General features: G+C 67.9%; 12 protein-coding genes. 3 read left to right on the forward strand and 9 right to left on the reverse strand.

Translation table 11 applies throughout. From position 1 onward, the window contains the following. Positions 1 to 33: 33 nt before the first annotated feature. From IE255_RS24405 to IE255_RS24420, 4 genes are all read right to left on the reverse strand, one after another. Entirely contained in the window at positions 34 to 780 is a 747-nt protein-coding gene (locus IE255_RS24405) for a class I SAM-dependent methyltransferase (protein ID WP_229906551.1), read from the reverse strand. Positions 781 to 792: 12 nt separating this feature from the next. Continuing rightward, on the reverse strand, positions 793 to 1,818 hold the full coding sequence (locus IE255_RS24410) for a sulfotransferase family protein (protein ID WP_229906552.1): 1,026 nt from the start codon (positions 1,816 to 1,818) through the stop codon (positions 793 to 795). A gap of 20 nt (positions 1,819 to 1,838) precedes the next feature. After that, positions 1,839 to 3,515: a B12-binding domain-containing radical SAM protein gene (locus IE255_RS24415; RefSeq protein WP_190052500.1), complete on the reverse strand. Its 1,677-nt coding sequence runs from the start codon at positions 3,513 to 3,515 to the stop codon at positions 1,839 to 1,841. 151 nt (positions 3,516 to 3,666) lie between these two features. Beyond that, positions 3,667 to 4,686, reverse strand: a complete 1,020-nt coding sequence (locus IE255_RS24420; protein ID WP_229906553.1) for a ParB N-terminal domain-containing protein — start codon at positions 4,684 to 4,686, stop codon at positions 3,667 to 3,669. A 197-nt stretch (positions 4,687 to 4,883) separates the two neighbouring features. Here IE255_RS24420 and IE255_RS24425 point away from each other — a divergent pair, with 197 nt between their 5' ends. Continuing rightward, positions 4,884 to 6,050 carry a sulfatase gene (locus IE255_RS24425; protein ID WP_190052501.1) on the forward strand — a complete coding sequence of 389 codons (1,167 nt, stop codon included), beginning with the start codon at positions 4,884 to 4,886 and terminating at the stop codon, positions 6,048 to 6,050. Here the strand turns inward: IE255_RS24425 and IE255_RS24430 are convergent. Genes IE255_RS24430 through IE255_RS24440 form a run of 3 tightly spaced genes read right to left on the reverse strand, consistent with a single transcriptional unit; the run spans position 6,047 to position 8,660 of the window. Beyond that, positions 6,047 to 7,030 (reverse strand): dimethylarginine dimethylaminohydrolase family protein, encoded by a 984-nt coding sequence (locus IE255_RS24430; protein ID WP_229906555.1) that lies wholly within the window; start codon positions 7,028 to 7,030, stop codon positions 6,047 to 6,049. The two genes, IE255_RS24425 and IE255_RS24430, sit on opposite strands and share 4 nt — an antisense overlap. Positions 7,031 to 7,043: 13 nt before the next feature. Continuing rightward, a complete protein-coding gene (locus IE255_RS24435; RefSeq protein WP_190052502.1) occupies positions 7,044 to 8,174 on the reverse strand; it encodes an alkaline phosphatase family protein in 1,131 nt (376 codons plus the stop codon). A gap of 54 nt (positions 8,175 to 8,228) precedes the next feature. Further along, entirely contained in the window at positions 8,229 to 8,660 is a 432-nt protein-coding gene (locus IE255_RS24440; protein WP_190052503.1) for a DUF6027 family protein, read from the reverse strand. Between the two features lie 253 nt (positions 8,661 to 8,913). Between IE255_RS24440 and IE255_RS24445 the strand changes: the two genes are divergently transcribed. Together IE255_RS24445 and lysS are read left to right on the forward strand one after the other, a co-directional pair. Next, positions 8,914 to 10,269 (forward strand): MFS transporter, encoded by a 1,356-nt coding sequence (locus tag IE255_RS24445; RefSeq protein WP_229906556.1) that lies wholly within the window; start codon positions 8,914 to 8,916, stop codon positions 10,267 to 10,269. Positions 10,270 to 10,457: 188 nt separating this feature from the next. Next, positions 10,458 to 11,882, forward strand: coding sequence for a lysine--tRNA ligase (gene lysS / locus IE255_RS24450; RefSeq protein WP_190052504.1), 1,425 nt, complete (start codon positions 10,458 to 10,460; stop codon positions 11,880 to 11,882). 55 nt (positions 11,883 to 11,937) lie between these two features. Here the strand turns inward: lysS and IE255_RS24455 are convergent, their stop codons facing one another. Both IE255_RS24455 and IE255_RS24460 read right to left on the reverse strand, forming a co-directional pair. After that, a complete protein-coding gene (locus tag IE255_RS24455; RefSeq protein WP_190052505.1) occupies positions 11,938 to 13,128 on the reverse strand; it encodes an ATP-grasp domain-containing protein in 1,191 nt (396 codons plus the stop codon). Positions 13,129 to 13,392: 264 nt separating this feature from the next. After that, a complete protein-coding gene (locus IE255_RS24460) occupies positions 13,393 to 14,196 on the reverse strand; it encodes a calcium-binding protein (protein WP_190052506.1) in 804 nt (267 codons plus the stop codon). Positions 14,197 to 14,213 lie beyond the last annotated feature (17 nt).

The following is a 14,213-nucleotide window of genomic DNA, read 5'->3' on the forward strand; positions in this document are numbered from 1 at the left end:
GCGGTCACAGACGGGGCTCCCGTACGGGACGGGTCAGGGCTTGCGGCCTTCGGCGATGACGAACAGCATCCGGTCGACGAAGCGGCCGTCGACCTCCTGCACGGCGTGCAGCGAGCGGAACGCCTCGGAGGCCTGGCGGTAGACGTCGCGGATGGCCTCCCGGCGGCTCTCCTCGATGGCTCCGTTGTCGGACCAGACGTCGATGTCCTCGACCGACACGTACTCGTGGAGCCCGACCTCGGAGCAGCCCGCCTCGCCCATCAGCGTGCGCAGGTCCTCCGGCAGGAAGAAGTGCCGCCGTACGGGGTTGCGCAGCCGCAGCACCTCGAAGTACTCCTCGCGGTCCGCGTCGCCGTACGCGCACAGGTTGACGACCACGACCCGGCCGCCGGGCTTCACCACCCGGACCATCTCCGCGACCGCGTCCGGCAGGTCCATGAACTGGATGCCCTGGCGGCACACGACAAGGTCGAACTCGTCGTCGTCGAAGGGCAGTTTCTCCGCCGGCGCGATGACGAGGCGGTTCAGATGGGGCCGGGCCTGCTCGGCCATTTCCCGGGTGATGTCCACGCCGACCACCTCGGCCACGCGGCCGTGGTACAGCCGGGACACCAGACCGGTGCCGCAGGCCACGTCGAGGACCCGGTCACCGCTGTCGGGGCGGGTGATGTCCAGCAGCAGACCGCCCAGGTCCTGGTCGGTGCACCAGGAGCTCGACCGGTCGTAGGTGGCGGACCGGGCCGAGAAGTGCCCGATCACATCGTTCTGTCCAATGCTCAACGTCGTTCCGTCCTAGTCGGTACGGGTGGTTCGCGGGATGCCGAGGGCGCGGCGGGCCAGGAACCTCAGGTGCAGGCCACGGACGTGGAGGTCCCGGGCGATGCGGAGGCGGTGGTTGTCGTCCTTGCGCAGCGAGCGGTACTCGACCTCGCAGCGGGTGAGCGCCGACCGGGCCGCCACGCTCAGCGGCGAGGGCTCGTCGATCTGCCCGGCGAGCCGGTCGACGGGGTAGCCGAGCCGTTCCTTCATGGGTCCGGTCGCCCGGTCCACGAGGAGCCGCTCGTTGTCGGTCAGGCCGGTGCGGTGCGAGCCGATCCGGTCCCGGCCGATGGGCTGCCCGGCCCTGCTCCAGGACTCCGACAGCGAGGCGGTGCGCCGCGCCGCCGCCGAGTCGTGGTGACGCAGCATCCCCGGCTCGAAGTCCTCCCCCAGGAAGGCGCACAGTTCCTTCAGCTGCTGCTCCGGCTCCAGCACCAGGTCCTCGTAGCGCAGCAGGTGCACGACGCCCGGCCCCCAGCGGTCGAGGGCCGCCTGCGCCCGCTCCTGCTGCGTCCGCCACAACTGCGCCATCCGGTACGGGTGGCAGTAGCCGAACACGGAGCGCTTCGCCGAGGCGGTCACGTCGTACGGCTCCCGTACCAGCCAGATGAAACGGGCGCCGGGCCGGTCGGCGAGCACCTCGTCGACATGGTCGACCATGAAGGTGCTCTTGCACCCCCAGCGCGCCTTGCCCTCCGCCTCCCGGTACTGGTCGTAGACGGCGTCCACGACCCCGAAGAGCGTCGGCCGGGCCGTGGCCACCACCCGATCCGCGTCGATCGGGTGGGGCCAGGGGTGGATGTGCCGGTCCAGGAGCGCGAGTGTGTCCCGCACCAGCCTGCGCCGGTTGGGCTCGACGGCGAGGTCGCCGTAGTCGGCGACGACGGGTGACAGGAACCGCATGAAGTGCGGTGGGTGCGGCACGGCGATCCGGGAGTGCGCGTCGAGGATCAGGCGCAGCAGGTTGGAGCCCGAGCGTTCCGTGCCGATGATGAGCACGGGATCACCCGACGCACCCGTCACTGCACGCTCACCAGAGCCTCACGCTCCATCCGCTTGGCGCCGCTCTCCATGGTGCTGCTGCCTGCCGCGGCGACCTCGGGCGCGGCGCACTTGTCCAGCGTGTACCGGTGGGAGTTCGGTACGAGGGGACCGGCGGCGGAGCTCCACCGGGAGCGCCACTCGGTGCCGGCGTAGGAGGTGGAGCGCTCCTGCCCGTCGTCGGGCTGCGGGTGGAAGTACTGGAAGTTCTCCGGGTAGTGCTTGAAGTCCATGACGGGGCCGGGCTGGTAGGCGTCGTACACCCGCTTGTAGGCGTCCCGGCAGACCTGCTCGGGCAGTCCGCTGACGTTGAGGAACTCGTCCTCGTGCAGAGCCTGTTCGATGGACAGCCAGTTCAGGTGGTCGACCTCCGAGCGGATCATGCCCGAGGCGACGGACTGCTGGTAGACGGTGGTGCCCGGCATGGCCGACAGGTACTTCACCCGGGTGACGTGGTTGTACGTCTCGGCGAACTCCACCATGTGGCCGAGCGACTCCTCGCTCTCGTTGGGCAGACCCACGATCAGCAGCGCCCCGAACCGGACGCCGGCGTCGAAGGTGGTGTTCATGGCGCGGATGGTGAGGTTCTCGCTGCTGCCCTTGCGGGCCTCCCGCAGTACTTCCTTGCCGAGCGATTCGACGCCGTAGAGGATGATGTCGCAGCCCGAGTCGCGCATCGCGTTCGCGCGGGGCGCGTCCATGTCGGCGCAGCGCGTCAGGCAGGTCCAGCGGATGTCGTGGTCCTTGATGACCTCGCACATCTCCAGCGTCTGGCCGCGGTGGGAGCTGAAGGTCAGGTCGACGAAGAAGCTGAAGTCGATGTTGTACTGGCTCTTCAGCCAGGCCATGTCGCGGTCCATCTTCTCCGGCGACTTGGCCCTGACCTGGGGCGTCGTGCGGTAGCAGAAGGAGCAGTCCATCTTGCAGCCGCGGCTGTACGAGGAGATGATCTGCGGCTGCAACCCCATCGGGCTCTTCGCCTGCGGCCACAGGTCCAGGCGCATCCGGGGCAGCGAGTCGAGGTCCATCATCTGGCCGCGGGCGGGAGTGCGCTTGTTGTTTCCCTCGGCATCCCGGTAACAGATGCCCTTGATCTTTGGAAGATCGTTGTTCCACCGCCCGGAGGCGTAACTCTCCATCAGTTCGAGGATGGTGATCTCACCCTCGCTGATCACCGCGATGTCGCACGCGGTCTCCTTCATGAAGACGTGCGGTACGGAGGTGACCAGTGAGCCACCGCAGATGATCGGAACGTCGGGTTCCGCCTCCTTGACCTTCGCCATCAATTCCTGGCAGAAGGGGAAGTTGTCCTCGAAGGTGCACACGCCGAGCACATCGGTCTGGCCGACGATCTGGTCATACGCGGACCTCAGCGGATCCAGGTCGTACCGGACGTCGACGATCCGCACGGGGTAGCCCGCATTGTGCAGCACCGTTGCGATGTAGGTGGCGCCTTCGTACGGCGAGGTGAGAAAGAATTCCCAGCCGCGCGGCATGCTGAACGGGGAGGGCCCGACCAGGAGCGTGAAACGCGGCAGGGACGGGTCGGTCGCGACCGGCGTGATGTCCTGCTCACGCATCTGGTCCTGGTAGCGACGATCTGTGGAGTCGTCGGCGTTCACATAGAGTTCTAACGCCAGGGATTTCCGCGCCATGAGCAGCCCTTCTGGACGAAATCGCTTCAGGCAGATAAGTCGCTTCGATGTTTTGCTCGCAAGGTCCGAGCGCAGCACGGCCGGAGCAAGTGACGACCTGAGCCTGACACAGCTTCGAGCTACCGTAAAGAGGCCTTCTCCGCGTTCTCGGTCAGGCGGACTGGGCCATCTTCTTGCGTACTTGTTCCGCGAACGCCTGCCAATTCCTGGATAAATCCAGCGCCAACTGCACTACGGCATCGGCACGGTGGGCCGGGACACTGGAAACGAGGTCGTCCCATTGCTCCCCGTCGAGTGCCTGGGCGTCCAGCAGCCGCAGCAGCATACGGCCGGTGTCGGAGAAGCGCAGGGACGGATCCTTCTTCAGCCTGTCCAGGGTCAGCAGCCACTCGGCCGGCGCGGGGCCGAGCGCCCGGACCGCAACGGAGGCCACCGGCCCCGTTGCCTCGACGCAGGGCTGCTCCTTGATCCTCTCCTTGACCTGCTCCTTCGCTGCGCTGTCACGGCGGCAGCGGGCCGGAACCGGATCCCGGCCGCTCCTGCATCGCTCCCGCACGTCGTGCGCCGTGCCGAGGGAGATGCCCGCGGCCTCGGCCAGTTCCCGTAAGGAGAAGTCGGGGTTCTGCTCCAGGAGCTGCGCGGCGAGCAGGCGGCCGGCGGAGTAGTCGACCGGGCGCACCTTTCCGTCCTGGCCCACCCGAGCGTTCAACTGGAGATCGTCGCCATTTGTACGCCTGCGGATAGCCGCTATGGTCTTCGGCGAGAGCCCCGTCGACGAGGCAATCGATCTGTTGGACAGTTGCGGGCAGGCCGCGACGATGCGTTCCGCGGCGGCGGTCCGGTCCGCCAGCGAGAGCGGTAGACCGTGCCGGACGTTCGACTGCACGGCCAGGATGAACGCCTCGTTGTCACTGCCGTCGAAGTACCGGACCGGGATCTCCCTTTCACCCCGCAGCAGCGCCACACGCAGTCGGTGCATCCCATCGAGGACACGCATCGTCTGCCGGTGCACGAGAATCGGCGGTAATTCAGCGGCCGAGGCAAGGAGTAGTTCGATGTGAGCGCGGCTCTCGCCGGACAGACGAGGCGAGTCCGCCACCACCAGGGTTTGCACCGGAACCACATGAATCTCGCCGGAAGAGGTCGGTATCTCGCCGTTGTGGCGCATCATTCCCCCATCTCCAACGATCACACCGGTGCCGCCAGAAAGCCCCGGGTGACCGAATTGCCATGCATAACACTTCTGCGGAAACTTCGGCTGCAAAACCCCACCGAAGAGGTTGGATCAGTGTTTGCGGACGAAACTTTGCCACCGCCCCCATGACACACACCGCGCAACCAGAACGCAATAACCGGGGAGGGATTCTGATGAAAAACCTGCTTCTTATTTCACTGGACACGGTACGCGCAGACGTCGCATACTCGGGCCGCATGCCCGGCATCGAATCGTTGCGCCGTCGAGGTGTGACATTCCGTCAGGCCGTCTCATCGGCGCCTCTCACCCCCATCAGTCACGCGAGCGTCTTCACCGGGCTCCAGCCTGCTGGGCACGGCATTCGGCACTTGCTGAGAGAACAGCTTAGGCCAGACGTCCCCACCTTGGCCCAGCAATTGACGGATGCGGGCTACGCCACCGGCGCCGTGGTGTCCTGCCCCGGCCTGAACAAGTGGTACGGGCTGAACCGCGGGTTCGGCTTCTACGACGACGAGATCCCCCGGCTGCCCGACGGCAGCGACCCCCTCACGGTCGGCGACGTGAAGATGCGCGGCCTGGCTCTCAAGCGGGCGCCCCTGGTCGTCGAACGGTCCCTGGGCTGGCTCGCCTCCCAACCGTCCGACCAGCCCTTCTTCCTCTTCGCTCACTTCTTCGACGCCCACTGGCCCTATGAGCCGCCGGAGGACTTCGGAGTGGAGGTCGACAACCCCTACGAGGGCGAAGTGGCCTACAGCGACCACTACCTCCAGCGGCTCCTCACGGGGATCGGGGAGCTGGGCCACAGCCTCGACGACACCCTGATCGTGCTCTTCTCCGACCACGGCGAGGACCTGGCCGGCTGGTACCCCAACGACCACTCGGGGGAGCACGGCCACCCCTATGAAGAGGGACACGGCTGCCTGCTGTTCGACACCACCCAGCACGTCCCCTTGATCATCAGCGGCCCCGAGCTCCCCGCGGACATGGAGGTCGACAGCCAGGTCAGACTCGTGGACATCGCCCCGACCGTGCTCGACCTGCTGAAGCTGGACGCGCCCCGGACCGACGGCGCCTCGCTGACCGAGTACTTCGCCGACGGCACGGGCCCCCACCGGCCGGCGTACAGCGAGACGTACTACCCCGAGGAACGGCGCGCCTCGGGCGAGTATCCGGACCTGCTGCCGCTGAAGGCCGTGCGCCTCTGCCATGACGCGGACAGCCGGCAGAAGGTGATCTGGACGGTCGGCAGTGAGGCCGTCGAGATGTACGACCTGGTGGCCGACCCCAACGAACTCGACGGCCGGCCCCTCATCCAGGCACCGCACCTCAACAGGCCCTAGTCGCGGTGCAGGATCCCCGTGAGGCAGCCGAGTGCACCGGCTGCCTTCACGTACTCACCGACCTCCACGGCGTGCACCTCGATGCCGTACGCCTCCAGTCTGCTCCGGGTCCTGGGGCAGCCGTCCGGCATGAGCACCCTGCCGGGAGCCAGGACCACGACATTGAGGCTCCTGCGGTCCACCACCTCGTCGTCGTCCTCGAACGCCAGCAACTCGTAATCCCGCGCCCGCAGCACCGCCCGGAGCGACTCCGTCAGGGCCGACTCCCGGACCAGGGCCCGCCTGTGGTCCACGAAGACCAGAGCCCCCAGCAGGTGCTGCACACCCGGTCCCAGCGACACGCGCACGACGTCGGCCCCCTGCTCGGCGACCACCGCCTCGACGGCACGGGCCCCCTCCTCGTTGGTCCGGAATCCGCAGCCGACGACCAGCGTGCGGTCGTCGGCCCACAGCGCGTCGGCCCCCTCGAAGGTGGCGGTGCCCCGCACCGTGTGCAGGATGGGAATGCCCGCCCGGGCCAACGCGACGGCGGCGTGCCGCTCCTCGCCCGCCCGCTGCCGGGACGCGGTCCGCCCGAGCACGGCGCCCTGCGGAGTGACAAGGAACAGGTCCCTCTGGAAGATCACGTTCGGCGGCGCGTCGGGCCCCGGGAGAGCCTCCCGTACGGCCACGCCCTGGCGTCGGAACACCTCGGCGACGGCCTCCGTCTCGGCCCTCAGCCGGCCCAGGTCGACGGGCGCACTCATCAACTGGGCACGTGGGTCTGCGACATCACCGATGCTGTCGGGCGGCCGGGCGAGCATCACCGCTCTCAGCGGCGCCACCTCGGACCGGTACCCGCAGCGGCTCCAGGTCCGGCCCGCGGCGATCTCCTCCTCGTGGGTCTCCTGCCGCGGTGTCCACCCGGTGCCGCCCAACGTGCTGGGCAGCTCCGTCCGCGCCTTTCCCCGAGTCCCCTCGCCGATCATGTGCGTCTCCATCGGTCCGCCTCCGTCACACCGAATAGCCCTGGGACCGCAGTTGGACCCTCATCTCATCCGTGACCGCCACCTGTCCGGGCTCCGCCCGAGCGGTTCCGTAGTCGTCGAGCATCGCCAGCACCTCGGCGCCGTCGTCCGCAACGAGCCGGGGCTCCCCCCGCGCGTCGAACCGCTCCACGCGAACGGCCCGATCCCGCCGTACGACCTTGAGGTCACCGAGATAGCCGGCCTCCACCGTCCGGTCCCGTTCGTAGATCCCGGCCACGGCAGGCGCGTCATTGCCGAGTTTCTCCTGGCCGACCACCACCGGAGCCAGGGACCGTCCGTCGAACAGGCCACTGACCGCGACGGGTATTCCGGACAGCTCCAGCACTGTCGGTGTGATGTCCACGGTGCGGATGCGGCGCGTGTGGTGCACGGGTGCGACGCCGTCCCCGATGACGACGAGCGGAACCCGCAGGCACCCTTCGGCGAGAGGGCCGGGCAAGCCGTCCTCCGATGGGTCCCAGCTCGTACCGTGGCCGGCCGTGATCACCAGGAGAAGGCGCCGTGCCGAGTCCTCGGCCTGCCGGGTGAGGCGGTCCAGAAAGGGAGCGAGGCGGTCGGCCGCGAAGCGCTCGACGGTTTCGGCACAGGCCCGCCGGGCACCGTCCGCATCCGTGCCCGGCACCGAGGGCCCCAGGCTGAAGTGGGCGAAGCCCAGGGCGGACTCGGCGGCGGCGATCGCGTCGAAGAACCTTTCGTCGTCCCCGACAAGACTGAGGTCGACCTCCCGGGTGAAGCCCGCTGTCGGGCCGAGCACTCCGGGAGAGTCGGTCCGCAACACGGTCCCACGGCCGTGCCGACGGGCGTGGGTGAACAGGGACGGCGCACGCAGATTGCCCAACTGGTCGCAGAGGCCGTTGTGCAGGGGGTACTGGCCGGTGAGCATCGCGCCATGGGCCACGGCCGGATCGGGAGAGGCGCTGACGACATTGCCGAACCAGGCGCCGCGCTCCAGCAGGCGGCTCAGCCCCAGGAGCTCCGGCGGCATCCGACGGCCCATCCGCTCCCACAGGGAGTCAGGCCCGCCGGGAAGCGCGTCGGCGCGCAGGCCGTCGACCGACACGACGACGACGTGATCGTAGTGAACGGGCGTGTGCATGGTGGCCCCCTCCTGGGTGTTCGACTGTGGAATCTGCCCGTTTGAACATGCGCCCTAGGCCCGGTCCTCCGCCTGCGGCGGATAGATGTCCGGCTGGTCCAGGGGCAGCTTCAGCCAGGACAGCATCTGCCTCAACTGGTCGTAAGCCCGCAGCCGTTGCTCGTCGGTCCCCACCCGCTCCGCCTCTTCGACCGGGGCCCACAAGCGATGGATCATCACCGGTCCGATCTCCAGCAGCCCTCCGCTGCCTCCGGTGGCCCACCTGGCCAGGACGTACCGAGCGATGGCGCCGACCGGGATGTCGAGGTTCCGGGACATGCCCCGGACGGTCTCCAGGGGATCGAGCAACCCGTACCCGACGACGTCCGACTTGAAGTTGGCGTGCGGATCGTCCTTCTCCCAGGTTCCGTTCCACTTCCGCAGCCGCACGACGTCGTCGCCGTCGGCGCTGATCCAGATGTCGTCCAGGCCCGGTTCCTCACCCATCGGCTCTCCTTCCGGACGTGCCCGAGTCCGCTGATCCTGACGACATCCGTCAACGGGCGCAAGGACGGCCGCCGGGCCCCGCGCAGCCACAGAAACGCTGGACAGAAGGTATGCCGACGGGTACACAGTGATCCGTTGGTCCGCCCCCGAGCCCTCGGGTCCGGCGTTGACGCCCCCTCGGCATTCCCCCGCTCCGCACCCTTTTTCCGACTCGCGTCGTCGCCGACGTCCCCGTCAGATTGGAAACGGCACGTTGAGAGAAACCGTCACCCAGTCAGGCGATCACCACGTCGCTCTCCCCGAGGAGAACCCCGCCCTGCCCGAGGACGCCGGCCCCGGCGACCGGATGGCCCGCAGGGCGGTCATCGCCAGCACGATCGGCAGCGCCATCGAGTGGTACGACTTCTACCTGTATTCCACGGCGTCGGCCGTCCTGCTCGGACCACTGTTCTTTCCCCAGCACTCCTCCGCCACTGCCACCCTGGCCGCCTTCGCGACCTATGCCGCCGGCTTCGTCGCGCGCCCGGTGGGCGGGGCGATCATCGGCCACTTCGGCGACCGGATCGGCCGGAAGGCGATGCTCGTCCTGACCCTGGTCACCATGGGTGCGGCGACCTTCCTCGTCGGTCTGCTTCCCACGTACGAGCAGGCGGGCCTGTGGGCTCCGGTTCTGCTGGTCACCCTGCGAGTGGTCCAGGGCATCGGGATCGGCGGCGAATGGGGCGGCGGCGTGCTGATCACCACCGAACACGCCCCCTCCCATCGCCGGGGCCTGTTCAGCAGCTTCCCCGCGGCCGGCTTCCCCATCGGCCTCGCGGCGAGCACCGGGATGATCTCGCTGATCACCCTCATGCCCGAGGACGCGTTGCTCTCCTGGGGCTGGCGGCTGCCGTTCCTGGCCTCGGCGATCCTGGTGCTGGTGGGCGTCGTGGTGCGCCTCGGCGTCGCGGAGAGCCCGGAGTTCGTCCGGGAGCACGCGCGCGGCACCCTGGCGAAGGCGCCGATCGCCGACGTTCTGCGCGAACGCCCGGGGCAGGCGATCAGGGGGGCGCTGGCGGCGCTCGGCCTCGCCATGATCGTCAGCACCTACTCCGTCTATCTGCTCGCCTACGGCTCCACCCGGCCCGAAGCCCGGACGGAACTGCTGAACGGTCTCATGATCGGCGCCGTGCTGGAGGCCCTGCTGCTCCCCGTCTTCGGCATGCTCTCCGACCGGTTCGGCCGCCGTCGCATCATTCTCTTCGGATACACCGTGTGCGCTCTGGTGGTGCTACCCGCGCCACACTGGATGACCTCGGGAAACAGTGTCCTGAGCGGCCTCACGTTCGCCTTGGCGCTGGGTGTGGGCCATGCGGCCGTCTACGGCGGTTTCGCCGCCTTCCTCGTCGAACTGTTCCCGACCCGGCAGCGATACTCCGCCCTGGCCCTCACCTACCAACTCGGCGCGACGATCGCCAGCTTCGGACCGCTCGTGGCGGGCGCCCTGGCCGACGGCGAACGGACGGCGACGCCCGGGATCTACCTGCTGCTCGGCACCCTGCTGGTCTCGGGCATGGCCGTGGCCACCACGCGTCCCGCGCCGCGCCCCCTCCGGCGGCAGAAAACGTAGGTGTGCCAGCGCGGTAATCCAGCCGTGCGGAGAACGCGTCGCGTCAATCGGCGCCCGGTGGAAGGTGCTTCCTCCGTATAATCCCAAGACCCCAACGGCGTGCCCGGCACCGCTGTCCGGAAGAAATCCACTGCGCCGTGCAAGCATCGAGCTGATTTCAGCCCCGCCGCACGAGATGAGCTGTATCCATGAGCGAAAGCACCACGCCGCAAACCACCTTCGCGCCCGCGCCTGGTTACCGGACCGACAGCGTAGCCGTCGAGGTGAAACAGGCCGAGGACGGAACTCAGGCGCGGCTGGCCGGGCGCGTGGTGCTGTGGCGGAAACTCGGCGGTCTGGTTTTCGGACACATTCTGGATCGCAGCGGACGGGTGCAGATCTCGCTGCGCCGCGACGACCTGGGAACCGAGCAGTTCAACGACTGGTCGCGGTCCGTGAAGGTGGGTGACTTCGTCGGCGTATCCGGCCGGAAGTACATCACAAACAAGGGTGAGCCCACGCTGGCGGTCACGGATTTGACCGTACTCAACCAGGCTCGGCGTCAGCTTCCGGACAAGTGGGCCGGCATCACGCACGCCGAAGTCCGTTACCGCCGCCGGTATCTCGACCTGATCTCCGACTCGGTGTCCCGGGACCGGTTCCGGACCCGGTCGCGCGCCATTTCGGCCATCAGGCGATATCTGGACGGCCTGGACTTCATGGAAGTGGAGACACCGATTCTCCAGGAGGCCGCTTCCGGCGCGGCCGCACGGCCGTTCATCACGCATCACAACACGCTCGACCAGGAGCTGTACCTGCGTATCGCCCCCGAGACGTTCCTCAAGCGCGTGGTCGGCGGCGGGCTGGAGCGCGTCTACGAGATGGGCAAGCTGTTCCGCAACGAAGGCTCCGACCCGTCCCACCTCCAGGAGTTCACCAGCCTGGAGTGGTACGCGGGCTACTGGGACTATCGCGACAACATGCGGGTGGTACGCGACCTGATCCTGCACGTGATGGAGGAGACGCTCGGTACCACCGTCGTCACGTACCAGGGGACCGAACTGGACTTCGGCGCCGACTGGCCGGAGATCGACTACCGGGAGGCGGTGCACGCCCGCACCGGTATCGACCTGACAGAGGTACGGGATCTGCCCGCTCTGCGCGACCGTGTCAAGATCGCCTACCCGGATTCGGACATCGCCGAGGCGCCGTCCTACGCCGCGATGGTCGACCTGCTGTACAAGCGGACGGTGCGTCCCGGGCTCATCCAGCCGTGCTTCCTGCTGCACCACCCGGTCGAACTCGCCCCGCTCGCCCGTCGCAGTGACGACGACCCCACCCGGCTCGACATGTTCCAGGTCGTCGTCCACAGCTGGGAGATCGCCAAGGCTTACTCCGAGCTGGTCGACCCCGTGGATCAGCGCGAGCGGCTGATGGAGCAGATGGCCATGCGGGACGCGGGTGACGACGAGACGATGATGCTGGAGGAGGACTTCCTCGAGGCCATGGAGTACGGCATGCCCCCCATGTCCGGCCTGGGCCTCGGCATCGACCGCCTCATCGCCCTCCTCACCGACGCGCCCAACCTGCGGGACGTGGTGCTGTTCCCGGCAATGCGCAGGGACCTCGGCTGACGGCAGGAGGGCGGGAACCCGGTGCGGCCGGGTTCCCGCCCTCCTCCGGGGGTGCTCAGCCGGCCGGCTTGGTCGTCACGTTCAGCCGGCGATGCGCGCTCCGGACACGTTCCTCCAGTTCCACCGCTGTGTCGGCGCCGATGACGGCGAACACACACCAGTCGGATGCGGAGTCCATGCGCAGGTCCTCGCCCACCTCGCACAGGATCTGGTGATCGAGAATTCCCGGAACGGCGTCGAAGTCCTCCTCGGTGGGCAGTGAGTCGATCACTCCGGGTGCCTCGGGCCGGATGTGCACCGTGGCGAGGTGGCGGGCGGCCGGACGCGGTTCGGCGGCCGTCTCACCGTCGAGGAAGACGTCCGCCACCGAGGTCCACACGTCCTGGCCGAGGGCCTGGGTGAGCATGACCGGGGCCCAGCCCCCGCCGATGCGCGTGGCGATCTCGGAGAAGACCAACTCTCCCTCGGGGGTGCGGAAGACCTCCATGTGCGTCACGACGCGGTCGGTCCGCAGGGCGCGGTTGACGGCCCTGTTCATGGCCATGAGCTCGTCGTGGAGGGCGGGCTCATCCTCCCGGTTGATCACCCGGCTGCCGTCCTCCACATCGGCGGCGATGGAGGCGAGGCGAGGAGCGAAGTACTCGGACACGACGAAGAACCGCGCGGAGTCGCCGTCCCAGCAGGCGTCGATGTGGAGTTCGGAGCCCGAGATGAATTCCTCGACGATGAGCTGGTGGGAATCCACTTCCTCGACCGCGGCGAAGCGTGCGGCGGCCTCCGCCAGCTCGTCCGGATCGTGCACCTTGGTGGTGTGCTCGGTGCCGGAGCCGGCGGCGGGTTTGACGACGGCCGGATATTTCACCTCTTTCCCGAGAGCGCGGACGGCGTCCGGGTTCGCGGGGTCGGGAAGTGACCAGTACTGAGCCGTCCGCACCCCTGCCTGATTCACGAAGTGCTTCATCAGACGTTTGTCCCGAGCAGCGATCTGTCGGATCGGCTCCTCTTCCATCCCCAGCATGGAAGCGAGCGCCGTGGCTCCCAGCTGGCTGAACTCGGCGAAGCTGATGATCCGGTCGATGTGCGGATCGGTGAGCCATAAATCGGCGGCGATCGTGGCCAGTTCTTCCAGCGCGTTGAAGTCGCTCACCCGGTGCACGCTCGCGGCGCGTGCGAGCACGTCGGGGTCGGGATGGGCGTGATCGACGTCGTACTGGTCCAGAATGATGTGCACACGTGCGCGGGACACGAGGCGTTCGGCAAGTTTGGGCTTCCACTTGCAGAGGATGTACGTCGGCTGCCTGACTGCCTGGCTGTTCAAAAGCACCCCTTACTCACGTGGGAACCGTGAGAAAGAACAACTGATCGCGCGCGAGCTCGATGAGGAAAGACATGGCCTGCGAAGCGATTTCCGACGAGGCTAACCTAGCCCTTGTGGACCGACAAGGCCGTTGTGTTGAAGGGGAATTCGGCAGCGGAACGCGCCGTCACCGTGCCGACAGCGACGTACGGGTTACTGCACGTCCACGAAGTCGCCGGTCGCCTTGGCGGCCGGGGTGGTGGAGGTTCCCGCGAAGTTCCAGCGCCAGTAGCCGTCTTCGGAGGCGGTGGCCGTGGTCGTCAGGTTGCCGGTGCTGGAGGTGTACACGGTCTTGATGGTCGTGTAGGTCGTCGTGCCGGACTTGCGGAACTGGAGCTTGACCGGCTGGTTGGTGTAACCCCGGTGATCGAGGTTGTCCCAGTCGGCCCGGGTGAGCTTGCCGGTGACGGTGAGGGTCCTGCCCTTGGCGATCGGTTCCGGGCCTGCGTTCACGGTGAGTTGGGACTGCCGTTGCAGACGGGTCGTGGTGTAGCTCGCCGATTGGGTCCAGCTGTCGTCGTTGGCCACCCCCTGCACACTGACCTTCCAGGTTCCGGCGTGGGCGTTGGTGAGCGCGGTGCCGCCGTACTTCCAGTCCGGTTCGAGGGAGATCGTCTGCGAGCAGGTGGAGGTGGTGGCGCTGGAGGCGACGCAGTCCGCATGGGAGTAGTACTGGTTCGACACGATGCGGTCGTCGTAGGTCTCGTAGGGGTTCGCGCCGTCCGGTCCGCGCCACAGGACGAAGTCCGCGTCCTGGATGCCCGACGGGTGGGTGAAGGTCCCTGAGACCGTGATCGTCTTGGCGTAGAGACCGACCACGATGTCCTTGCCACCGTCGAAGGAGACGTTGCTGATCTGGACGTCGGTCTGGGTCTCGCCCGCGTAGGCACCGGGGGCGGCGTGACCGGCCAGCGCGGTGACGGCGCCGAGCAGGGCAAGGGCAGCGCGCTTGCGCATGTATCTCCTTCACGCAG

The sequence above is a fragment of the Streptomyces lomondensis genome, assembly GCF_014651035.1.
Classification (GTDB): Bacteria; Actinomycetota; Actinomycetes; order Streptomycetales; family Streptomycetaceae; genus Streptomyces; species Streptomyces lomondensis.

Coding starts and splice junctions, on each gene's coding strand:
- IE255_RS24415 (WP_190052500.1), bottom strand. CDS start 3,515: ATGGCGCGGAAATCCCTGGCGTTAGAACTCTATGTGAACGCCGACGAC.
- IE255_RS24420 (WP_229906553.1), bottom strand. CDS start 4,686: ATGATGCGCCACAACGGCGAGATACCGACCTCTTCCGGCGAGATTCAT.
- IE255_RS24425 (WP_190052501.1), top strand. CDS start 4,884: ATGAAAAACCTGCTTCTTATTTCACTGGACACGGTACGCGCAGACGTC.
- IE255_RS24430 (WP_229906555.1), bottom strand. CDS start 7,030: ATGGAGACGCACATGATCGGCGAGGGGACTCGGGGAAAGGCGCGGACG.
- IE255_RS24435 (WP_190052502.1), bottom strand. CDS start 8,174: ATGCACACGCCCGTTCACTACGATCACGTCGTCGTCGTGTCGGTCGAC.
- IE255_RS24440 (WP_190052503.1), bottom strand. CDS start 8,660: ATGGGTGAGGAACCGGGCCTGGACGACATCTGGATCAGCGCCGACGGC.
- lysS (WP_190052504.1), top strand. CDS start 10,458: ATGAGCGAAAGCACCACGCCGCAAACCACCTTCGCGCCCGCGCCTGGT.
- IE255_RS24460 (WP_190052506.1), bottom strand. CDS start 14,196: ATGCGCAAGCGCGCTGCCCTTGCCCTGCTCGGCGCCGTCACCGCGCTG.